Source organism: Streptomyces sp. APSN-46.1 (assembly GCF_022815725.1).
GTDB lineage: Bacteria > Actinomycetota > Actinomycetes > Streptomycetales > Streptomycetaceae > Streptomyces.
Genome location: NZ_JALGRF010000009.1, coordinates 52,803 through 75,736, shown reverse-complemented (window position 1 = coordinate 75,736; position 22,934 = coordinate 52,803). Strand labels below are relative to the sequence as shown.

Annotated in this window: 10 protein-coding genes and 1 pseudogene; 5 read left to right on the top strand and 6 right to left on the bottom strand. The window is 67.5% G+C overall.

Annotated elements, in window-relative coordinates; translation table 11 throughout:
* Positions 1-236: 236 nt before the first annotated feature.
* Genes MTF65_RS22395 through MTF65_RS22370 form a run of 4 tightly spaced genes read left to right on the top strand, consistent with a single transcriptional unit; the run spans position 237 to position 6,475 of the window.
* The gene (locus MTF65_RS22395; protein ID WP_243630814.1) at positions 237-656 is read left to right on the top strand and encodes an SseB family protein; all 420 of its coding nucleotides are present in this window, start codon (positions 237-239) and stop codon (positions 654-656) included.
* Complete coding sequence (locus MTF65_RS22390) at positions 653-1,297, top strand: hypothetical protein (protein WP_243630687.1); 645 nt, start codon at positions 653-655, stop codon at positions 1,295-1,297. Before MTF65_RS22395 ends, MTF65_RS22390 begins: the two co-directional genes overlap by 4 nt.
* Entirely contained in the window at positions 1,298-6,043 is a 4,746-nt protein-coding gene (locus MTF65_RS30330) for a putative T7SS-secreted protein (RefSeq protein WP_308407203.1), read from the top strand.
* 6 nt (positions 6,044-6,049) lie between these two features.
* On the top strand, positions 6,050-6,475 hold the full coding sequence (locus MTF65_RS22370; RefSeq protein WP_243630686.1) for a hypothetical protein: 426 nt from the start codon (positions 6,050-6,052) through the stop codon (positions 6,473-6,475).
* Positions 6,476-6,521: 46 nt separating this feature from the next.
* On the opposite strand, the pseudogene MTF65_RS22365 reads toward MTF65_RS22370, so the two are convergent.
* The 6 genes and pseudogenes from MTF65_RS22365 to MTF65_RS22340 all read right to left on the bottom strand — a co-directional run.
* Positions 6,522-6,692: pseudogene (locus MTF65_RS22365) on the bottom strand (CorA family divalent cation transporter); the annotation flags it as partial.
* Between the two features lie 314 nt (positions 6,693-7,006).
* Positions 7,007-11,584: an AAA family ATPase gene (locus tag MTF65_RS22360; protein WP_243630685.1), complete on the bottom strand. Its 4,578-nt coding sequence runs from the start codon at positions 11,582-11,584 to the stop codon at positions 7,007-7,009.
* A 171-nt stretch (positions 11,585-11,755) separates the two neighbouring features.
* Positions 11,756-13,018, bottom strand: coding sequence for a TIGR02679 family protein (locus MTF65_RS22355; RefSeq protein ID WP_243630684.1), 1,263 nt, complete (start codon positions 13,016-13,018; stop codon positions 11,756-11,758).
* Positions 13,015-17,247, bottom strand: a complete 4,233-nt coding sequence (locus MTF65_RS22350; protein ID WP_243630683.1) for a TIGR02680 family protein — start codon at positions 17,245-17,247, stop codon at positions 13,015-13,017. Before MTF65_RS22350 ends, MTF65_RS22355 begins: the two co-directional genes overlap by 4 nt.
* Complete coding sequence (locus MTF65_RS22345) at positions 17,244-18,569, bottom strand: TIGR02678 family protein (protein WP_243630682.1); 1,326 nt, start codon at positions 18,567-18,569, stop codon at positions 17,244-17,246. The genes MTF65_RS22350 and MTF65_RS22345 overlap by 4 nt, the downstream gene beginning before the upstream one ends.
* Complete coding sequence (locus tag MTF65_RS22340) at positions 18,566-20,188, bottom strand: TIGR02677 family protein (protein ID WP_243630681.1); 1,623 nt, start codon at positions 20,186-20,188, stop codon at positions 18,566-18,568. Before MTF65_RS22340 ends, MTF65_RS22345 begins: the two co-directional genes overlap by 4 nt.
* Positions 20,189-20,560: 372 nt before the next feature.
* On the opposite strand from MTF65_RS22340, the gene MTF65_RS22335 reads away from it, so the two are divergent.
* Positions 20,561-22,846 carry a hypothetical protein gene (locus MTF65_RS22335; RefSeq protein WP_243630680.1) on the top strand — a complete coding sequence of 762 codons (2,286 nt, stop codon included), beginning with the start codon at positions 20,561-20,563 and terminating at the stop codon, positions 22,844-22,846.
* Positions 22,847-22,934: the final 88 nt, after the last annotated feature.

The window sequence follows — 22,934 nt, the reverse complement described above, 5'->3', positions numbered from 1 at the left end:
GCGATACTGGAGTTTGGACCTGATGGCCGGAAGACCCGGGACGGAAGCCCGAGGTGAGCCGCCTGAATTCGGCCACTTCCGCAGGCGCGCTGCGGCGCCGGGCCACAACCTGAGATTGCAGTCGAAAAACTGACCATGTGATGATCCTTTTCGTGACGATGAACGGGGAGAGCCGCGGGGGAGCGAACCCGCAGCCTAGGCAGCCCATGCGGCTGGCCGATCTGGCTGACGCGGTTATGGCGCCCACCGTGACGGAAGCGAAGGCCACGGCGCCCGTCGACGACCGGGAAGTCGCGGCGCGGCGCCGGGAGTTCGCGGTGCTGCTGGGTGAGTTCCGGCGTACGGCGGTGCTGGTGCCGATCGACCTGTACGGCAGCCTGTGGACGGCCGAGCAGGGCGGGGTCCGGTGGATCTGCGCGTTCTCGGACGAGGAGGCGCTGGCGAGGTTCGCGGCCGCGCAGGGTGACGCGGGGCGGGAATGGGAGTACCACTCGGTGTTCGGGGCGCGGCTGTTGGACGTGATGGTGCCGATGCTGGGGGTGCCCGCGGGAGTGGCGCTCGATGCCGGCAGTGCCGACGGGATGCTGTTCCCGCCGGTTGCGGGCGTGGTGCCGGACTCGGCAGTGGTGGACCTGGACCTCGGGGGTGAGCGGTGAGCGGTTCTGATTCGGATCTGGATGTTCCTCCGGAGGCGCTGAAGCTGATAGCGAGCGGCATCGACAAGGCGCACGGCGAGCTGAAGGACCTCGGCATGATCGGCCAGGCGTCCACCGGGCGCGGCTTCTCGGATCTGTCGCTGTCCGGGATGCAGTTGGGCCACGAGAGCCTGGCGTCGGGGTTCAAGACGTTCTGCGAGCGCTGGGAGTGGGGCGTGCGCGGGCTGATGATGCGCGGCAACGGCTTCGCGAAGGCCGTCGGCCTGTCGGCGGGCGCGATCAGCGAGCAGGAGCAGTACATCAAGGACACCTTCAAGATCGCGGTGAACGGGATCAACGGCAACCCGCATCTGTCGGAGGACGAGGTCAAGGCCAAGGACTGGGACGAGATCCGGGACCAGCACGCGTGGGACGGGGCGGACTGGAGCGGCGAGTCGTTCTCCGAGGCCCAGGAAGAGGTCGAGCAGACCTGGCGCGACACCGGCTACGACGTCGAGGACGGGCTGCTGGACGCGATGCAGAACCAGGGCGTGTTCGGCGAGAAGGAACGCGCGCTGATGGACGAGAAGCTGCGCGAGACGCTGGAGCCGACGCAGGAAGCGGTGGACCGGGCGAAGCAGCCGGTGTGGGGGAGCGAGTAAGTGGTGGACTTCGGGGGGCTTGTCGACAAGGGCCTCGGCAAGCTCGAAGACGGATGGGACGCCGGCAAGAAGCTGGTCGGTGAGGGCGTCGACAAGGCCACGGACGTCGTCGGCGGCGGTCTGGAGTACGTCGGTGCCGAGGACTGGGCGGATTCGGTCGAGGACTGGGGCGACCGTACGGCGTCCTCGCTGGGCGCCAAGGTCGGCGAGCAGCAGCTCGGGCAGACCGAGGAGGCCAACGAGCTGATCCACGGCAACGTCGGTGACATCAACGCCAGCGTCAAGAACCTGCGGGACTTCAAGAGCGCCTTCGACTCGGTGGGCCAGGGTATGAAGGGCCTGGACTCCAGTCACTGGAAGGGCGCGGCGGCCGATGCCTTCCGGGAGAAGTTCCAGACGCTGCCCACGGACTGGCTGCACGCGGCGGACGCCTTCGAGGGCGCGGCCAAGGCCCTGGAGACGTACGCCACGACGGTGACGTGGGCGCAGGGCAGGGCGAAGGAGGCCATCGACCTCTACAAGCAGGGCCAGGAGGCCTCCAAGAACGCGGCCGACGCCTACAAGAAGAAGGTGGCCGCCTACGAGGACGCGCGCACCGGCGACAATCCGCTACCCAGGCCCGAGTGCCCGGCCGATCCGGGTGGCGCGGTCCGGGACCGGGCGCAGGAGATCCTGGACGACGCCCGCCGCCAGCGCAACGAGGCGGCCGACACGGCGAACAAGGCGGTGACCGCCGCGCTGGCGCACGCACCGGCGATGCCGTCGGCCACCGACCGGGCCAAGCTCGACTTCGTCGACTGGGGCGTGGGCCAGGGCGTGGAGATGCTGCACCTGAGCGGCGGTGTCGTCAAGGGCGTCGTGGGCATCACCAACTTCGTCCGCTCGGTGGACCCGCTCGACCCGTACAACATCACCCACCCCGCCGAGTACTACAAGAACTTGAACATGACCCTGGCCGGGCTGGCGTCCACTGCGGCGCATCCGGACCGGGCACTGAAGAGCGCGTGGGAAGCGGCCAAGGGCGACCCGAGCGAATTCATCGGCCGGCTCATTCCCGAACTCATCGGCACCAAGGGCGCCGGCGGCATCAAGACCATCGCCACCGCCGGTTTGAAGAACAGCATCAAGCACGGTGCGGACGACGCCGCCCGAAGCGCCGCCCGCAAGGGCGCGGACGAACCGGCCAGGTCCTCGCGTACGGAAGACGCGGTCGAGAACGGGCCGACCGACCCGATCGACCTGGCGACCGGCGTGATGTACCTGCCGCAGCGGGACATCGTGCTTCCCGGTGTCCTGCCGCTGGTCTTCCGCCGCCGGGCGGCGTCCGACTACCGGGCGGGCCGCTGGTTCGGCCCGTCCTGGTCGTCCACCGCCGACCAGCGCCTGGAGATCGACTCCGAAGGAGTCGTCTTCGTGTGTGACGACGGTCTGCTGCTGGCCTACCCGCACCCGGCGCCGGGTGTTCCCGTCCTGCCCAGTCACGGCCCGCGCTGGCCGCTGGACCGTGCCGGGGACGACTACACCGTCAGCGACCCTGAGACCGGCCGGGTCCGGCACTTCACGGCCGGCCCTGGGGGTCTCGCCCCACTCGCGCAGATCGATGACCGGCACGGGAACTGGATCGCCTTCGAGTACGACACCGAAGGCAGCCCCACCCGCATCGTCCACAGTGCCGGATACCGACTCGACCTGACGACGAGCGCAGGCCGCATCACCGCCCTGCACCTGGCCGGCGGCGCACCGGACGGCAGTGCCCAGGAGATCCGCCGCTACGGCTACGACGGCGGAAACCTGACCGAGGTGATCAACTCCTCCGGCAAGCCGCTGCGTTTCGCCTACGACGACCGGGCCCGGGTCACGTCGTGGACCGACACCAACGGCAGCCGCTACGACTACGTCTATGACGACCGGGACCGGTGCACGGCTCAGGGCGGCGTCGAAGGCCACCTCTCCGTGCGCATCGACTACGACGGCACCGACCCCGAAACCGGACTGCGCGTCACCACCACGACCACGGGTGGCGGAGCCGTCCACCGGTACGTCGTCAACGGGGCCCACCAGATCGTCCAGGAGGTCAACCCCCTCGGTGCGGTCACCCGATACGAACGCGACCGGTACAACCGGCTCCTCAGCCGGACCGACGCCCTCGGCCGGACCCACCGCTTCTCGTACGACTTCCTCGGCCGACTCACCGGGACGGTGCGCCCCGACGGCTGCGAGTCGACGGCGGAGTACAACGAGCTCGGGCTCCCGACCCGGGTGGTCAACCCCGACCGGACGACCATCCGCCAGGAGTACGACGCGCGGGGCAACCGCACCAGCGTGACCGATCCGTCCGGGGCCGTCACCCGCTACACGTACGACGAGGCGGGGCGCCTGACGGGCATCACCGATGCCCTGGGCCACACGAGCCGCATCAGCAGCAACGCGGCCGGTCTCCCGGTCGAGATCACGGATCCGCTCGGGGCGACCACTCGCCTCACCAGGGACCCGTTCGGTCGCACATCCGTCCTCACCGATCCCCTGGGCAACACGACCCGCCTCTTCTGGACACCGGAGGGCAGGCTCGCCCGCCGGATCGAAGCGGACGGCAGCGAGGAGTCGTGGACCTACGACGGCGAGGGCAACTGCCTCACCCACACGAACGCCGTCGGCGCCGTCTCCCGCTTCGAGTACACGCACTTCGACCTCGTGGTCGCCCGCACGGGCACCGACGGCATGCGCTACGCGTTCACGTACGACCACGAGCTCCAGCTGGTCCAGGTGCGCAACGCGCAGGGAGCCACCTGGGACTATGAGTACGACGCCGCGGGGTGCCTCGTATCCGAGACCGACTTCGACGGCCGGCCTCTGACCTACGAGCGGGACGCGGTCGGCCGGATCACGGCCCGTACCGACGCGCTCGGCCAGACCCTGCGCTACGCATGGGACGACCTCGACCGCATCGTCACCAAGGACGCCGACGGAGCCGTCTCCACGTTCGCGTACGACTTCTCCGGCCGGCTCGCGGAGGCCGTCAACGCGGACGCCCGGGTTGCCTACCTCCGCGATCGGAACGGTCACCTCCGGTCCGAGACCGTCGACGGCCGTACGGTGCAGTACACGTACGACGAACTCGGCCGACGCATCGGCCGTACCACTCCGGCGGGGGCGGTGAGCGCCTGGGCCTACGACCCTGCGGGCCGCCGCTCCCTGCTGACGACCGCCGGTCGCACCCTCACCTTCGACCATGACGTGGCGGGCCGGGAGATCGCGCGTCATGTCGGCGAGGTCACCCTCACGTCCGAGTTCGACCAGCGCGGCCGTCTCAGCAGCCAGCAGGTCACCGGCGCGGGCCGAAGCATCCAGCGGCGGGACTACGCCTACCGTGCCGACGGGAACCTCATCGGCATCCATGATGAGCTGTCGGGCCCGCAGACGTTCCAGCTCGACCCGGGGGGCCGCGTCACCGCCGTCCGGGCAGCCGACTGGACCGAGCGGTACGCCTATGACGAGTCGGGCAACCAGACCGAGGCCTCCTGGCCGGCCTCGCACCCCGGCCAGGAAGCCACGGGTACCCGGGACTACTCCGGTACGACCCTCACCCGGGCCGGCAAGGTCCGCTACGAGTACGACGCACTGGGCCGCACCACCCTGCGCCAGGTGACGCGGCTCTCCCGGAAGCCCGACACCTGGCACTACACATGGGACGCCGACAACCGCCTCACGGCGGTCACCACCCCCGACGGAACGCGTTGGCGGTACTCCTACGACGCGCTGGGCCGCCGCACCGCCAAGCGCCGCCTCGCCGACGACGGCACGACCGTGGTGGAGCAGATCACCTTCACGTGGGACGGTGACACGCTCTGCGAGCAGTCCATCGAAGATTCAGGGCACGGCGATCGCATCGCCCTCTCCTGGGACCACCACGGTCTGCGCCCCCTCACCCAGACGGAACGCCGGTTCACCGCGGACGCACCCCAGGCGGCGGTCGACGAGCGTTTCTTCTCCATCGTCACCGACCTGGTGGGCGCCCCGAGGGAGCTCGTCGACGAGTCGGGCCGACTGGCGTGGCACACGCGCACCACCGTGTGGGGAACGACGACGTGGGCGGCGTCGAGCACGGCCTACACGCCGATCCGCTTCCCCGGACAGTACTTCGATCCCGAGACCGGGCTGCACTACAACTACTTCCGCTATTACGACCCGGAATCGGGACGCTACGCGTCCCCGGACCCGCTCGGGATATCTCCGGCGCCGAATCCCACGACGTACGTCAGAAATCCGCACAGGCTGGCGGACCCGATGGGGCTGTTTTCGTGTACGGACGTCATGGACTACATGGAGGACAATGCGATCCCGGCGGGCGATCCCGTCACGCACGGCCCGACGGCAACACTGATCGGGTCCGACGGGCCGAGCACGCGCAACTTCCAGAACGTCCTGAACGCCGGCGAACACGACGTCGTGGCCCATGGCAGCAGGAGCGGGTTCCTGGAAATGCCCCATGGTGACGTCAATGCAGGCCAGCTCGTGGACGCCGTGAGGAACAACCCCCACTACAATGGTGGGCCTCTGAGGCTCATGGTGTGCCACTCGGGTTCGGACGCCGCATGGACCGCCCAGCGGATAGCCAACGAGCTCGGAACCACGGTGAGGGCGCCGACGGACAGGGCCGGAACGAACCCGCTCCTGGGGCCCGGGCAGGTGCCACAGGTTGACAACGGCGGCTACTGGAGGGTGTTCCTCCCGATGCTTGAAGGGTAGACCCTGATGGAAATGGTCGGCTTTTATCGTGAAATGCAGCCTGAACCTCAGGGTGTCTTTCACGAGTCCATTCGAGACAAGGTGAGAAGCGAGGCTCCGTACCCCAAGGCGGAGATCAAGAAGTACCTCGAATCCGGCTACCCCATCTTCGACATCATGGAAACGACGCGGGACGTCATCGGAGGATCGTTCACGGTGGCCGGCGGTTCCTCTTTGCTGTCCGACGGGCGGTTCGTCTGGCGTGCCGATCTCCCCAAGTACGTCGACACGTACAACCTCGAACTGCCGGGAGAGTTCCTCTCCTTCGCCGCCGAGCATGCGTTTTCCGTACCTGCCGCGAGCCACGAGACGCTGCTCGGCATCTCCGTGGCAGCCGGGCGGGCGCTCGGCTTCCGCGTGGACACCGGCGCCGCGCCCGGCGACGGTACGTGATCGGACGAGTTCGCCGTCCAAGCGGACCGGGACGCCGGTGATAGCACTTCTTGAAGATGACGTAGAGGCTGACGCTGACCACCGCCATCAGGACGATCGCGAAGGGGTAGCCGCCTGCCCACTTCAACTCCGGCATTTCCTCGAAGTTCAAGCCGTAGATGGTGCCGACCAGGGTGGGGGCGAAGAGGATGGCGGCCCAGGCGGAAATCTTCTTGAAGCCGTCGCCCTCACACCGCTGACCTGCGAAAATCGTCTGTACAGGCGGTCCGAAGGTACTTCGCCGCTAGCAGGGAGCGTGATCCAGGTAGCAAGTCGTGCAACGCAACGTAGTGGGCGAGTGGCGCGTGCACGAGTCGGTTTGTCGGATGGATCGACCCAGCGCCGAGGAAGTCATGAAGCAGGTAGGTCTGATCCACTGATAGAACCGGCGAAACCAGCAGAGGCGAGTGCATCCAGAACCCACACGCCCCTTCACTTGGTAAGCCCCCGGCGGCCGTCGTGATGTTTCCTTGCCGACGGCCGCTGCGTTCTCTATGCCTCGCTTCGCCTCCCGCAACATCTCTTGAACTTGCGTCCGGTCCTAGGAGCGCAGACGCATGGGCCGTTGCGGCTGGGTTGTGCCACTGTCAATGCGACAGTGGCGCCGACCGCCTTTCCCAACGCAATGGCTCGCACCAGGTAGGACGGATCGTCGGCTGCCATGCCTTGGAGGTTCCTGCCGAGCACCACGACCAGGGAACCTTCGCGGGCCCTCTCGTACCACTGAGGGAGGAAGCTCAAGGGTGCGCGGCCGAGGATCACACCGGCCGGTCCCGTGATGGTCAGGAAGGCGCCGTTCAAGTGGGCTCGAATGCAGTCGACATCGGCGATGTCGCGCAGGTCCACTGGCTTACCGCTAGCCTTGACGATCAAGGGCTGCAGATCCACGAAGCCGACGCCGCGGAAGAGTTCCAGCAGTACGTCACGAAGCTTGCCGTCCTGTCTGTCGATTCCCAAGCCGCCGTAGCAGTCAATGATCACTCCGGCTGTGTCCCCTCCGAAGAGGATGCACTCGATTTCGAAGTTCTCCTGGGGTTCTTCGTGGACCTGGTCTTTGATCTCGATGACATCCGACGTCACGCAGTGGGAGTGAGCCAGGCGCACCCGAACGGTGTCTGTTTCCCCAGTGCGCAGCAGGAGCAGCTCCGCGTCCCCGGTCTCCTCGATCGGCAGGTTGCAAGCGAAGCACCAATTTCGGGTGTTTCGGAGGCTAGAGGCCAGAGACTCCAGGTCGACGCCGCGTAGCTCTCGGCGGATGCTGTCCGCAATGTTGATCCTCCGCCCGACGGTCGGGACCGTCGGCACGGTGCCGTGGCCGTCCTCCGCCTGATTGCGCGCCAATGCCCACACGGCGGCGAAGATGCGTCGGTCGATCCGCTGACCTGCTCCCACGAGTTCCGACATGGGCGGGTCTTCCTCGTCAGGCGCGACGGCGTGGTGCAGTTGCACCAGAAACAGCAGGGATTCGCCGGCCTCGGACCACTGGCCCAGCCGCTGGTGGACGGCAAAGGCGTCGCGTGCCAGATCTCGAGAGTCTGTCATGTCGCCCAGGGCCATACGCGAACGGGCGAGGTTCTGCAGGAAGGACGCTCGCAAGGCGTGATCCGCCAGCTCATCGGCGATGGTCAAGGCCATGCCGAATTCCTCGGCTGCCTCCTCGTGGTGCCCATTCCTGGCAAGGTGGGAGGCGATGTTGGAGTGTAGGGCCGCTTTGGCTGTGCGCATTCCCAGCTGATCGGCCAGCGGAATGAGCTGGCGACCATCTTCGATGGCCTCGGTAGCGTCCTCACCGTTGAGGCGGCAGGTGACCATCATGCTGCGGGCGGTGAGAAGCACATGTAGATCTTTGCGCGCAAAGGCGATCTCTGCCGCTGCCTGGTATTCCTCCAAGGCCTCCGGCCATGATTTCTGCCGGGCGTGCAGGTTGCCCAGCGCCAGGCGGCACTGCATGATTCCGGACTGATGCCGGGCGTCCTCGCAATAGGCGAGTGCCCGAGTGATCGCCGACGCCGCCTCCGCAGGCAGGCCGCGGCGGGAGTAGAGGACACCGATGGATCGATAAGCCTGGGCCCGGGTTTCGGGGGATGCCCCGTCGGACATCACCGACAGGACGGTTTGCAGGACCCGTGCGCCTTCCTGCCACCGTCCGGCGGCCACCAAGGCCTCGCCCAGAGCGGCCCTGGCCTGGGCCAGTCCACCGACCTCGTCGGTATCCTCCATCAGGCGAACCGCCCGGTCCAGGAGTGACACAGCCTCGTCGTTCCGCCCCTGGAGCCGGTAGTAGTTGGCCTGTCGCTCGTGGACTTGTGCCAGTACTAGCGGGCTGCCGGTCGCCTGAGCCATGTTCTGGGCGTCGGCGAAATATGCCTCGGCCTCTTCCTGCCGGCCCACACCGCCCGAGTAGGACCCGAGGTAGGCGAAGGCGATCGCGCCTCGCTCGATGTCGCCGATCTCCTCGGCGAGGTGAGCGCACTCGCTGAGATACTGGGCTGCCTCCTGGATCTGTCCCGCTTCGGCAGCCTCCGTGCCGAGCAGATGAAGCGTCCGGACTTGGCCGCGTACGTCTCCCGTCCTCCGATAGATGTCCAGCGCGGCCTCAAGTGGATTCTCAGGGGCCGAGGACGGCCGGTCTGTCGGAAGGACCGATGCGAGCCTGAGCATGGCTGTGGCTTCCCACTCTGGGTTTCCCACAGCCCGTGCCCGTTCGATGTCGCGGCAGGCTTCCAGCGCGGCCTCCGCGGCGCTCCGTGTGCGCAGAATCGTGCCGAACTCGCTTCGGATGAAGGGTGGTTCCCCGATACGCTGCGACACGCGCCTGCTGTTGCGAAAGTAGTGGTCGGAACGGCGGATCTTGCCGACGAGTCGATACGCGGTGCCCAGGTCCCTGAGAGCCCTTGCGAGGACTGCGCTGTCCTCGACCAGTCTCCAGAAGCCGAGGCCTTGTCGGAGCAGTGGAATGGCTTCTTGAGCACGCCCCAGGTTGATCAGAAGTCCGGCGAGCCCAAGCTGGGCAAGGAAGGCGAGATAGGGATCCTGAGCGTCGTAGGCCGTACGTGCGCAGCGTTCGTAGAAGTCGGCCGCCGCCGCGGTATCCCCGAGGTGCGCTGCGGCTGTCCCGAGGTTGTGCAGCGCCGTGGCTTGCCAGTTCTGTGTAGAGGATGCGGAACCGGCGTCGAGTACGAACTGGTAGACGCGCGCAACGTCCTTCCAGTGACTGCCGTGGCGCAGCCATGGAGTGATCTCTCCTGCTAGCACGACGAGGGGGTTCCAGAGGCGATGCTGATGGGCAAGTCCCGTCATCGCGACGGCTCCAGGCCGGTCGGCCTCCAACAAGCGAAGAGCTGACGCATTGCTGTCAGCGGGAAGGCTTGCCGCTTCATCCACGAAGCCGATCGCATGGGTTGCCGAGCGGGACCTGTATGCGAGCAGGAAGCAGGTCTGGCTGATCACGGCCTCGCGGCGCCCCTGGACGGCCGTGGTCGACTGAAGGCGCGCGAATCTATGCAGGACCTCGTGGAACATGTACCGCTCATCGCCGACATGCTCGATGAGGCTGAGCTCGAACAGTGAGTCGAGCAGCTGGGCGGCGCGCCTTACGGCTGAGTCATCGATGTCTGACATAGAGGTGACCAGTGCCGCGGCAGCCACATCAGGGGTGATGGAGATGTGAGGCAGCATGCCGAGAGACTCGAGCAGCGTCGCCTGATCGGGGTTCAGAGCCGCGAAGCTTCGCTCGATGACCGGTTCGAGAGCCGTCTGGCCTGTAGTCAATGCCTGAAGTCCGTGGTCCGGGCTGGCAATCTCCAGAAGGTACTCATCCACGTTCATCCGGGGGCGGCGCGTCAGGTGGGCGGCCGCGATGTGCAACGCCAGCGGATGGCCGCCGCATGCGTCTGCCAGCGAATTGGTCTGCTGGTCGGACAACCTGGGCGAGTCCGTGACAGCCTCGATCAGTTCGCGGCTTTGTTCCACCGACAGGGGACCGAGCTCAATGAAGTGGACCAGGCCGGTCAGCCCGCTCAGTTTCGCGCGACTGGTGCATACCACAGCGAAGGGGCCATCCATGCCAAGCAGTTCGAGGAGTGCCGCCTCTGATGGGACGTCGTCGATGAAGATCAGGACCTGCAGCTGGGTCAGTGTGGCGCGCAAGAGGGCCGCCTGTTGCTGTCGGTCCTCTGGCAGAGCCTCGCCGGGCCGCCGGATCGCGCGCAACAGTTCTGGAACAAGATCGTTGCTGCTGTCGCCGGGCAAGGTCGGTGACAGGTCGACGTGGTGTTGACCGTCAGGAAACTTCGTTGCGCTGAGCCGCCCGAGGTGGAGCGCGAGAGCGCTCTTCCCGATTCCCGGCGGGCCGGTGACCACTACGAAGCGCCTGTCCGAAGCTCCCTCCGCCGCCAGTTGGTGCAATCCTTGACGAATTTCTGCCTCACGCCCGATGAGAGAGCGCAGTTCCTTGGGCAGCCCTACTGGTGCGCTTGCGGCAGGGCCTGCTTCGTGGATGCAGCCCTCCGCAAGTGCATCCTGCAGCGTCGAGAGCACATCGCCGGACGTGACGGCGTGGGCGTAGGTCCGGCGCAGGCCTGGCCGGTCGTCGAGGAGGCGGCAGATCTTCTCGTAGTGCCAGACTGCCCAGCCCTTCAGTGGCAGGCCTAGCTTCTGCACCTCCTGTGCGATCGCCTCTTCGACGCGGTCAATCCCACCGGAGCGGGGGCTGGAAGACAGCACTACGTTCGTTGTGAAAAGGATGTACTCGGGCATCCTTCCGTTCAGGGCTCTGCCTGACTGGGGGTTGCCCCATGCCCTCAGTTCGGCAGTGATGTGCCTGATGAGCCACTTGCCATCGTCGCCGGCCCCTTCCGGCCGTTGGCGAAACTTGGCCTGCAACACCCCATATCCCCGCCAGGGGGCGTCTGCCGAAGGAAACTCGTGCAGGCCGTCAAAGGAGGCTTCGCGCCCGCCGTCGGGGCCGTCGCCGAATACTTCTACCCCAGGCCCGAGCACGTGCAATGCCAGAGCCTGGCTTAAGTGCTCGAAGTCGCGAGGGCCGAGCTTGGTGAGGTCATAGTCCACGGCTTCATGCTGTCCTACCCCACTGACAACGGTGCTGCGGCTGAGCAACTGCCACCCGTGCCGTGTCACGACGTTGGGTCGGCATCACGGGCGGATGCTTGGGAGTCTGGGGCTCGAATGATTTCGATGGCTGCATGTTTGGGAAGGCAGCTAGGACTTTTCCGACAGAGTTCACGCCAAGTCCGCCACGAGCAGGTCGAGTGTGGCTTCCTCGTGCAGGGCTATGCCGAGCGCGGCCATGGCTGGGGCGAGGCTCGGATCCCAGTCCGCGGTGGTCGGTGGGCCGGTGAGCGGGTGCTGTGGGACATTGCGGGCTTGGGTGCGCGCGGCGAGCTGCTCGTAGTCTTCGGCGCCCATCCGCCATGGCTCGGCGCCATAGCGGTGGACCACGCGGTTGGCCAGGGCTATGCCCGGCCAGTCGAAGTCGCCGTGGTAAGCGAAGCGGCAGCCGGTGGCGGCGAGGGCATCGAGGAGGGTGAGGACCACCGTCGCGGCACTCCCCGAGGTGCACACCAGAGGTTGTGCGCAGGCAGCGTCGGCTGCGGCCTCCACCACGCGTGGGTTCTCACAGATGCGGATGAGGGTGCCAGCCGGCAGCGAGAGCTGCAGCGCGTGCAAGTCGCGCAGGGTGAGGTGGGTCTCCACGTGATGGACCGCTCGTTCGTACAGGGAGCGTTCCCGCCAGCCTCCGCCGTCGGGGCGCAAACCGTAGGCGAGTACCGTGCTGGAGACCTCGTCCGGCGTGACGGATGCGAGCCGCCACAAGGCGCGGCGTCCGGCTGCGTCGTCGGGGAGCTCGGTGTCGTGGGCGAGGGCTATGCCCCGTTGGACAAGGCGCGCGAGCCAGGTCCCGTCGTCCAGGCCGTGGGCCGATCCGGTTGCTTCGGCGGCGAGGTCCCCCCGCCCCCACGCGCTGGCCCGCCCGGGACCGAAGAGCAGGGTGAGGACGTGGACCGCCTGTTGGAGGGTACGAACCGCTGTTGCGGGTGTTACACCGTTGGGTACGCCCGTGCGGCGCAGCCCGTCGTACCATCGCCAGGCCCAATCCTCGTTGGTGAGTTGGCATCGCTCCAGGGATGAGGCGAGTGAGGACCACACCTGATCGCGCCGTGCCTGGGCCTGCGTCCGAGCGGCGCGGCGATCGGTGAGCGTCGGTCCGAGTTCCTGGAGTACGTCCCTGAGACCGAGGCCGGCGGCCGAGGACCGCAGCCGGGTGTCGAGTGAGTCGAGCTGCACCGTCGCGGCGGCCCCCGTGATTGGCTTACCGAGCAGGAGCGACAGGTCGTTCCTCTCCTGTACTTCCAGTCTGGACAGCCGCACCGAGCCGGTGGCCCGGAGGCCGTTGCCCTCCAGGCGCTTGCGCGCCGATTCCCAGAGCCGAACGAGGCCGGGCCCGGCCAGCCAGTCGTGTGTGGCGGCGGGGAGCCGGCTCATACGGACACCAGGCGCCGGTGTCGGCCGTTCCAGGTGTAGTGCAAGGTGGCGACCCCGCGGGCGTGCGGGTCGCGGAGGCACTCGTAGATGTGCAGGGAGGGCACCTCGGGCCAATTGCCCATGAGCCTCTCGCTGGTGAGTACGAAGTCGAGGTCGAGGTCGACGAGAATGCGGCCAAGCCTGCCATGGGTGGGTTCGTCGACCTTGGCGAAGGCGTCGTCCAGGAGGATCAGCCGGGGAGCGTGCGGTGCGGACTCGCCGAGGGTCGTGAAGTGGGCGGCGGCTGCAGCGAAGAGCACGAGGTAGGAAAGCACGCGTTGTTCGCCCTGGCTGAGTCCGGTGCGTCCGGTGAGCTTGCGTTTGCGGCCGGGGACGGCGTCCTCGACCACGAAGGTGTGGAAGCGGAACCAGTCGCGGTAGTCCAGTGCAGTGCGCAAGTGGGCGGCGTACCCGGCTGACGGATCGGTCCGGCGGGCATCCTCGATCCGGCGCTGCAGCACCTCGCGGAGCTGCTCGCCCTGCTCACGGGTGCGCAGGCTCGAAGGACTGCGCAGTAGTTCGACGGCTGCCCGCACGTCGGAGTCGACGTCCTCGTCCAGCTTCCACTGCAGCTCCACGCCGAGGCCGTGTGAGGTCCGCACGGTCTTCAGAGTGTCGTTCAGGGCGGAGACGAGGCTGGCGGCGGTGACGACCTGCGTAGACAAGTGGTCACCGAGTTCGCCGGTGAGGAAGCGCTGGAAGACCTCGCTCTCACGCTCGGTGAGCCGTCCGCGGGCTTCGGCGGCCCGGTCAGCGATGCGTTCACCGACGACGGCGACGTCATGGGGACCGTGGTCATCGACCAGACGGCAGATCTTGATCCCGGTGAGTTCCTCGAGTTGCGCGTCATACCCGCCGGCCAACTGGTCGCGCAGTGCCGTGTGCCCCTTGAGGAGTGCGCTGTCCGAAACCTCCTTCCTCGAACGGTCGAGGCCGCCCCGCACTGCATCGGCCAGCTCGCGCAGGGACCGGATGCGGTCACGGACGTCCGCGCCGGGGTCGTCCAACAGCAGTGCGGGCAGGGAAGAACGGTCCAGCCCGGCGCCACGGATCACCTCCGGACGACCGACTGCACCGCGGAGGGTGCTTCCCGCGGTGATGACAGCCGTCTGCTGTTTCAGCAGCAATTCGCGACTTCGCTTCTCGTCCTCCTCCGCGCGGACCCTATGGTCACGGAGGTCGTCATGTCCCCGTTGGGCTCCCGGCAGCGCCTCCGTGGCGGCCGCGATGCGCTGCTTGGTTTCCTCTTCGCGGGCGAGGATCTCCTCTTCGGAGGAGCCGATGGCTTCTTCGCGGGTGCGGAGGTCCTGCTGGGCCCTGCGCAGTTCACCGAGTCGGACACCGTAGCCTTCCGCTGCCTCCAGGCGCTCGCGGTGGGCTCGTGCGTACCTGGTGTGATCAGCCCGGTGCCTGCCCAGCCCGTCGGCCACGCCCCGGATGGCCCGGCACATGCCTCCAATGCCGCCGAGCAGAGTTGCGAGTGCGATTCGTACGTTTTCCAAGGCGTCGGCTTCGGTGGGGAGGTCGTGGGCTGTCGCGGTTGCCTCTGCTTCGCTTCGAGCGGCCACGGCCCGGGTACGTGCCTCTTCGGCCAGGCGTGCTGCCTTTGTAGCCTTGGCAGTCAAGTTCCGCAGGTCTTTCTCCCCGGAGTCGAGCTCGTGCCAGGCGTGGGCGAGGGACTGCGGCCGAGGGAAGTCGTGTTCCGCCGACGCCAGGTCCCGGCGGATGGAGTCGAGCCCGTCGAGTTGTGCGCGGTAGTCGGACAGCAGCTTCTCCGCTTCCGCCCGCCGTACTTCCAGTTCGGTGATCTTCCGGCGTCGTGTCTCGGCTCGTACGACGGCGCCCACGTACTCGGCACCGTCCTTGCAATGGCGGCCGCGGAGGGGACCGAGGCGCCAGCTGCCGTCGTAGTACACCGAGCTGGTGGCGGCGACGTCCTGGGCCGGGGCGAGGGTGATGGCGGCCAGGAGGCGTTGGACCCGTTCGGGGGCGATGCCGCTGTCCGGAAGCGGGGTGGGGCGCAACGCGGAGGCCAGAGTCGAGCCGTCCGGCAGTACGGTCCCGGGCTGGAGCAGGACGTCTCGAGTCAGGGGATCGAGGAGGGTTCCGTCAGAAGTCACCCAGGCGTCCAGAACCCCGCTCGCTTCGAGCGCTGCCTCCAGGCCCGCCCGGTTGGTGGGGGACAGGCCGTCAGCGAAGTCCACCAGCCGGTAGAAGGGCGCTCCGGTGCTTGGATCGCGCTCGGCGGTGCGGTGGTATGGGACTGGCGGCTCCGGATCGGTTCGCCGCTCCCATTCCTCTTTCTCTCTGGTCAGGAGGTCGTGTTCCTCGGTGAGCCGGGCGACGCGCAGCGCAAGGGTGTCCCGCTGGTCGGTCAGTTGCAGACTGTACGGCTCCAGCACCGTCAGGGCGGTCCGTTTCGCCTGCGCGTCGATGTCGGGTGGCAGCACCCGCTCCGCGAAGGGGGCCTCCGACGAGGTCTCGCAGGCGACCGCCGCACGGACGGGATTCAACGGAGGGCAGTCCGGGCCGGCTACGGCCCGGACGTGCTCCAGCCAAGCCTCCACCCGACGGAGGTAGCCCCCGCTCTCCTCGGCTACCTTCTCCCGATGTCCTTCGAAGCGGCCCGCAGCATCCTCCGCCTCCCCTTCTAGCCGCTCACGCTCGGCATCCGCAACAGTTGCCCGCCCTCGCATCTCAACAACCTGCGAGACCAGGCGGACGACCTCTTGGACCCTCCGGGTTCGGTGCTTCACCACAGTGCCAGCGTCCTCAAGCTGTCCTTGCCAGGACCGCAGGGCGGATTCCGCTGCCGTGGCGTCCACGGCGATCACCTGGTGGTGCCGCACGATGTGGACTTGTGCGTCAGGTCCCGTGAGTTCCGCCGTCGAAGCTCCGGCCACATCCGTTCGGGGCAGGCCGACAGTCTCGCCGAGATGCCCTGTGGGAAGTCCCGCCTTCTCGGCCTGCACCACGAGCTCGCGGTGATCTGTACCTAGTTCGCCAAGGCGTTCACCTAGATGTGCGATGCCCTCGGCCAGGCGGTCTGCCGCCCCCTCTTCCGTGTCGTGCGCCTTGGTGAGCGCGGCGAACGACGTTCCGGCCGCTGTTTCCAGGGCGCTGACCGTGGTCCGGCGCTCGGACAGCTCTTCCAAACTCCGGTACGCGCTACTCGCACGCAGGGCGTCGAGTTCGGTCCGGGCGACCTGTTCCTCCTCGCGCAGCGCGCTCAGACGTGCTTCAGCCTCGGCTTCCCGTCCCTTCAGGGCGCCTGTCTGCTTCGATGCGTCTCCGGCCTGCAGGCGTCGCTGCGCCAGAGCGTCCAGTTCTTCGTCCACCTTCTTCGCGGTCCTGAGCAGCACTCCGGACAGATAGCCGCGGTAGTCGCCCAGGAAGGTGCGAAGGGCCCGATCGGTACGCTCCAGGCGGCCGAGTTCCTCTCGAACGGCGTCGAGGTCGTGGAGGTTGCGTGCCACTTTCTCCACTACGTCGTCGTCGAGCCCTGGCAGCGTCTCGCTCAGCAGGGAGGCGAGCCCGCCGGACTCGATCCGGTCCCCGACGGTGGGACGTCGCAGCCGATGGAGGAGCTGTGTGAGATTGCGGTACCGCGTTGCGTGGGTGATGCCGAACAGTTCACGGGCGACCCGCGAGCGGTGCTGGACGGAACGGTCCGTGATGTTCTCCGCGCCGACGGTCTCCTTGAGGCGATCGACTGGCAGGGGCCTGCCTGCCTCGGCCAGGCGGAAGTCTTCGCCGACTCGCAGAGGGGTGACGAAGAAGACCGGCACGGCCTTCTTCGTCGACTTCGATGCCCGGATCGCCGCCCCGAGGGTGAGGTATCGGTCAACACCGTCGTCCGTCGTCATGTGGAACTCGACCCACAGGTATCCGAGGCGATTCGTCTGCTCGAAGCCGTCCAGCATCAGCCAGACGAGGCTGGTTCGACCCGTACCCGTGGCGTCGAGCGCACGGGAGTCACCGTCCAGTAGGTACGGGAGCAGCATCTCCAGCGCCTTGGACTTGCCTGCGCCGTTCTTGCCGCGCAGTAGCAGTCGTCCGTCGCCGAGGTCGAATTCCTGCTCGTCGTACTGCCAGACGTTGAGGATGCCTGCGCGGTGCAGGCGGAATCGCGTGCCGGCCGAAGTGACGGATCGCTGAAGGGGGATGGAGCCGTTCGCACCCGGGGTCATAGCGGCAGCTCCTGCTGTGATTCGATGCCGGGTGTTGCTCCGGCGGGCCGGCGTTCGGTGACGTGGGTGGCGTAGCGCGCGGCCGCGGCGAGGAGTATCCAGTCGGTGCAGGCAGCGCGGGCGCCCAGCACGTCGGTCACGGAGCGGCCCTCCGGGACCGTGTCTTCGTATCCCTCGGGCAATCCGTGACCCGTGGAACGGAGCGGGCTCGCGGGAGCCACCAGCTGCATCCTGCTCAGCAGGTCCAGAGCGGCCTTCCGCAGCGAGGAGGGATCCTCCAGGTAGTCGCGTTGCCAGTTGCCGCGCTGCCCGTACTCGTGGATGAGCTCGGCCAGCAGCTCATCCACCAAGCCGTCCGGAACGGCGACCCCGATGACGAGCTGTCCTCCCGTTGCCGGGTGTCCTGGCTCGGCAGGCCGCAGCCGTTCCACGAGGCCCTCCACCAGGAGCAGCGAGGCTTGGGCCACGGTTCCGGTGCCGGGCAGATGCAAGTCCGTCAGCTCCTCCTCAGGGTCCACCAGCGCCACGCCCTCGCCGCGAATCTCGGCCTCGAGTCCCAGAAGCTCGGAGAATGCCTGGGCCTCGCGGCGCTGCCTGGTCCGCAGCCAGTCCCTCTCGGCATCTGTCAGCTCATCCAGGTACACGACGGGCGTTTCCACAAGCATCCGGCGCACATATGTCCGGGAACCGCCGAACCCGGGGTCAGCCGCCCGCCTCACCAGGTCGGCCCCATCAAGACTCTGCGTGAGAGGGCCGGAAACGATGATCCGGGCGATCTCCCGGTCCACCGTGATCAGGGCTTCGCCGCCTTCCTCCTGCACGAGCGAGCCCACACTGCCGTGGGTTTCCGTCAGGACACCCCAGTTGATCAACTGGCGTAGGGCGGCGACCAGAGTCCGCTTCTCCACGGCCCGATTTGTTTCCTCCAGCATCACGCCTGCGTCGGCCGCTGCGGCCCTGATGTCGGCGACCAGGTGGGAAAGCAGCATCTGTTCCGGGGCGGTCACCAGCACGGAAAGCGCGAGCGCGAGACACGAGTAGGTACGTGGTGTGAAGGCGGTACCGGTGGATCGCTCCAGTCGGTGCCCTGCGCCGGCACCCAATCCGGCCTTGAACAGCCGGGCATAGGAGGTGTCGACCAGGAGCCGGTAGCCGAGCACCTGCTGGAACCGCTTAACCAACCAGTCGGCGTGCCGTCGTATCAGGGGGAACAAGTCTGCGTAGGGGCCGACCGACGTCACCAAAGGGTGGGAAAGTAGCAGCCGTCCAGCAGCACGGCGTTCGGTGGCCAGGGCCACGTCGTGTGCCGAAGGAAGCGTCACGACACACTCACCTCGACCTCACGTCCGGCCGTGCCGGCCGCACGTCCGATCTCCAGCTCCAGGTCGTCCAGCACGAGGTCGCCGTCGACGGAGTGCAGCACGGTCTTCGCACCGGAGGAACGACGTACGGTGAGTCGAATGCCGAGCTCGGCATCCTCGCTCTGTGCGGACTCCAGGCCGAACTCCTGTGCCTCGTCCAGGTCTCCAGCTCCAGTGCGCCGCAGCCGAGCGTTCCCCAGTGCTGTCGCCAGCAGTTCCAGTAGCAGGCCGAGGGCGGCCGAGGTGAGGCGTACGTCTGCGAAGCGATCCGCAGCGCTACGCAGTTCGTCTGCGGCCGCCCCTCTGGCCTCGGCCTGTGCACGGGCGACTTCCTGAAGGTGCCGCTTCTGCGCCGAGTGGTTCTCCATGGCCGACGCCCGGCCTCGCTGAGCGCGACTGCCCCGCTCGCGAAGCGCCACCGGCACCTCGACGACCGGGCCGTTCCACCAACTGGTGTACGCGGGAACCGCCTCGTCAGAGGCCGGCGGGACACCCAGGTGACGGGCGCCGTAGAGGCCGAAGGCAGCGACCGCGATGTCGTGTGCTTCTTCCGGAGCTGCCTCGTCGAACCATCGGGCGAGCCGAAGGAGGTCCTTGCGCCTCGACATCTCCCCCGAGGCCGAGCGCAGCATCCGCTTGGCGTTGGTCAGCAAGGACTGCAGCGCGCGCATGGTGGCATCACGCAGCTGATCGACCTGGCTTCCCTGCCCGTCGACGTCGGTGAACCAGCCGCGGAGCCCCTCCCAGTCGGCCTTCTCCCGGCCCCGGCTGCGCTGCACCCGGACCTGGGGTCGGCCACTGCCCCTCGGAACCCCTGACAAACCGAGGGCGTGGGCGTCGAGGCGTTCCAAGAGGCCAGGGAGGTGCGGCCACAGAAGGTCGAGGACCGATGCGATTCGAGGAGCGCGGAAGGCCACGTCCTCCCTGATCGCCTCGACGTAGTCAAGCAGCAGTTCCTTGAAGCCCTGGTACTCGGCGCTGTCCAGGTCGTAGCGCGCCAGTACCTGACCGAGGTAGGCGTAGAAGTCCCGCACGGAGTCCGCGAACTCGGTGAACTGAACGAACAGCGTGCTGACTCGTTCCAGCGCGTCCTGCGGCTCTACCCCTCCGGGTCGTTGGACCAGCTCGTTCAGTTCGCGCAGTCCGCGCTCAACCAGCGCCAGCAGCTCGCTGCTCACTTCGCGGGCCGCATCCGCCCCGGCCAGGACCTCGTCGGCGTCCCGCTGGATGCGCTCGCCCAGCTTCGACAGCTGGTACCGGGACCGGGATCGCTGGTACTCGGTGATGCTCGACGCCTTTACCGAGTGACTGCTTCGAAGCAGGGCACCCCAGTGCACCAGTCGCTCTAGCCGGGCGGTAAGCGTCTCCGCGTCTAACGGGGCTGCCGGCCCGCCGGATCCCGCCAGTTTCGCCAGTACGTCCGGCACCGCGAGGTCGGCGAGAAGGGTGCCGCAGAAGACGCGCATGACGGCGACGTACTCAAGTCGCTCCGGCGCACTGAGGTAGGCGTATGCGTTCAGCCGCTGCCACGCATCGTCACGGTCGGTCTCCGGTAATGATTCCTGTGCAGTTGCCCCCATGGCATCGAGGTTACGCAGTGACACCGACTGCTTGCGGGGGTTCGGCGATGTTCTGGAGGGACACGCGCCGCACAGAGTCGGGGCTGTGGCTCCGAACACGCCGGTCGGGATCGGCGACGCGCGTTGCGAGGCTCAAGCTGGTGATCTGCTGCTGAGTGGGATGAGGCAGGTGGCCGCGGCGAGGTCGTTGAGGCCTTCGGATGGTGCAACCGTAAGCGGCCAGGCTCTCGCGCTTACGCCGGATCGATCCCAGCTCTTCACTTTCCTCCAGTGCCACGTCAACATAGGCGACATATGCGATTGACGAATGACAGCGGAGCTTCCTCTCGGGTCTGGCGGCCATACGTGGATCCTCCTTTGCTCAGTCCCGAGATGATCCACACGTCGGACGTGTGCCCTCATCCGGACTTTGAACGGCTCCGCCGCTATCTGTCCGAGTTCGTCGAGCGCCGAATCGCGCCAGTGCACACCGCGGTTGCCTTCAATGCTGTCTACTTCGGCTTCGACACGGAAGCTGGCGGCTACGCCGGGGGACCCCTGGATATCGGGGAGTTTCCGTACGTCGCTCTCGGAGACCAGGTTGAGGCCCTTCCTGTTGGGGCCATGATCAACATCCGCACAGGGGGTGACCTGCTGCCGGCGGAGGTGGTCTACAAGGAAGGCGCTCATCCAGCCGTCGGGAGCACTGGAGACACCCCCGGGTGGCTGTCCGGCGCTCCGTTGGGTGCTCAAGGACCAGGAGAGCAGGTGTCGCTGGAAACGCCGAATCTCCGCGAGCGGCTGGTCTTCGACGCTCAGGCATTCGGCCAAGGGCTGGCCGCGACCAGCGAACGGCTCAGCAGACTGAGCCGTCGCGGAACGACAGACGCATACGGTCACTTGATCGTCGAGGCCCGGTACGCAGTGGCTGAAGGCGACTTGGACGACACGGCGTACTACGCCCGCTACCTGATGACGCGTGGCTGGGATCAGCTGGCCAGTTCCTTGGTGCCCATGCCGCTGCCGTTGATGTTGCCGCCTACCAGTGCCCCGAAGGAGACGGAAGCGGCACTGTTCAGGTTGATGTGCGTTGTCCGCCAGGCGCTGGCGTCCTCGCCCGAACTCCGGATGTGGGGTGACTATGCCTTCACCCGGACGTCAATGGCCGCCCGCCTGGCCGACCCAGGCCCTCTGGGGCGTGATGCCCTGGCGTCGCTGGCGCAGTCAGTCGGACGGTCGGCCGCGCCGATTGGTCACCGCCGGGCCGCTGCGCGGAACAAGGTGGTCTACACGGCCCTAGGTCCCGCGCTGCGAGCACTGCCGCGGTCCTCCGCATCACTTCGGGGCACGGCGTACCCCCTGGCCGTCAGTCATGCCAATGTCCTAATGGCCGACTACGTACGGGGCGAGGCTGACGAGCAGACCGGCCTCCTCCCCAACGGCGTGCACTTGGCCCAGGACGACCCCTGGCAGAGCGGCGGCGTGTGGCGGGCCGAGTACCGGGCCGACGAAAGTCCGGCGGCCACGTGCCCGGAAGTTCCCCAGACGCCATCCGGTCGCGGTTGGGCGGAAAGCCGATCTCCGGCCGCGCCGTCCCCGCAGCTGGAGTCCTCGGAGCCCGATACCGCCGTCGCGGCGGTGAGCGCACCCACGGCTGGCGACGGAGAGTTGTGGCCTGGCGATCACGGGCTGGGCGACCCTGTACGAGGACCCGTGCGGCGCGACCGCGCCTTGTGGACCCAGCCCATGCGGTCCCGCGACCTCTCGGGCGGATATCTGCCGCTGCCGCAGGACGTCCTGGCCGGACTCGCTCTCGTCGGCGCACCATCCGAGGCCCGGGGCGCCCACGTACAATTGTCGCTCACACATGATGGGCAGGACCTACCTCCCTTTCAGGCGACCCAGGACGCGTTGCTTGACGAGGAGGGCCGGCTCACGGGCCTGGAGTGGCCAGCGGACTTCTTCCCCGGCATCCTGCTCACGCTGACCTGGCCCCGTGCTGGTCGGGTCATACAGGCCCGGACCGTGTTGCTGCCCCTCCCGCAGACAGTCGACGGCGAGCCGGTGGCGCACCGTTACGACCGGCGAGTACGGACGCGGGACGGCGGGAGCCCAGCCCGGCAATACGCGGCGAACCGAACTATCCCTGGCGCCGCCCCCAACGCTGAGTCGCTCGTTATGACCGCCGTCCGGCGTCTCGGTCTGCTCGACGTGTACGGCCGCGCCCTGCTGGCCCGCGACAGGCTCCACGCCGCGATACACCTCGTGATGACGGACGTACCACTCCACCCAGCGGCTCCCCAGGTGGCGGCAGCTCTCGTGCGGCTGCTCGCCTCAGGCCACCTCACTCTCGCGCGCGGCAGCCGCAGTGGCAACGGCCGTACCCACTACCCGCAGAGGCCGCGCGAGGCCGCGATCGAACTAGTCTGCTACACCCCCCTGGTGGTTGAGGCGAGGCCACGCGGCTCTGACCACCCGGACTTGAACGTCCCGCCCAGCCGGGTGGTCAACGGTCACCACGTTCCCGGATTTCTTCGGTATATAGGCCATTTGGGGTACGAAGCGAGCGAAGAACAACGACGCTTGTTCCGACAGGACTTCCTGACCTTCGGCCTGGCCGGCACACCCGAGCTGCCCCAGGGCTACACCTACGTACGACCGCACCGTCGAGGCACCTGACGTATCGCGGTGGCGTGATCTATCCGCCCGCCATAGGCGGGAACCGAACCGGGCCTCGGGACAAAGCGCGCAGAACGACCAGTATCAA

Bases quoted from the DNA above. Each gene is read 5' to 3' on its own strand.
- MTF65_RS22395 (WP_243630814.1), top strand. From the start codon at position 237: ATGGCGCCCACCGTGACGGAAGCGAAGGCCACGGCGCCCGTCGACGAC.
- MTF65_RS22370 (WP_243630686.1), top strand. From the start codon at position 6,050: ATGGAAATGGTCGGCTTTTATCGTGAAATGCAGCCTGAACCTCAGGGT.
- MTF65_RS22340 (WP_243630681.1), bottom strand. From the start codon at position 20,188: ATGGGGGCAACTGCACAGGAATCATTACCGGAGACCGACCGTGACGAT.
- MTF65_RS22350 (WP_243630683.1), bottom strand. From the start codon at position 17,247: ATGACCCCGGGTGCGAACGGCTCCATCCCCCTTCAGCGATCCGTCACT.
- MTF65_RS22355 (WP_243630684.1), bottom strand. From the start codon at position 13,018: ATGAGCCGGCTCCCCGCCGCCACACACGACTGGCTGGCCGGGCCCGGC.
- MTF65_RS22335 (WP_243630680.1), top strand. From the start codon at position 20,561: ATGATCCACACGTCGGACGTGTGCCCTCATCCGGACTTTGAACGGCTC.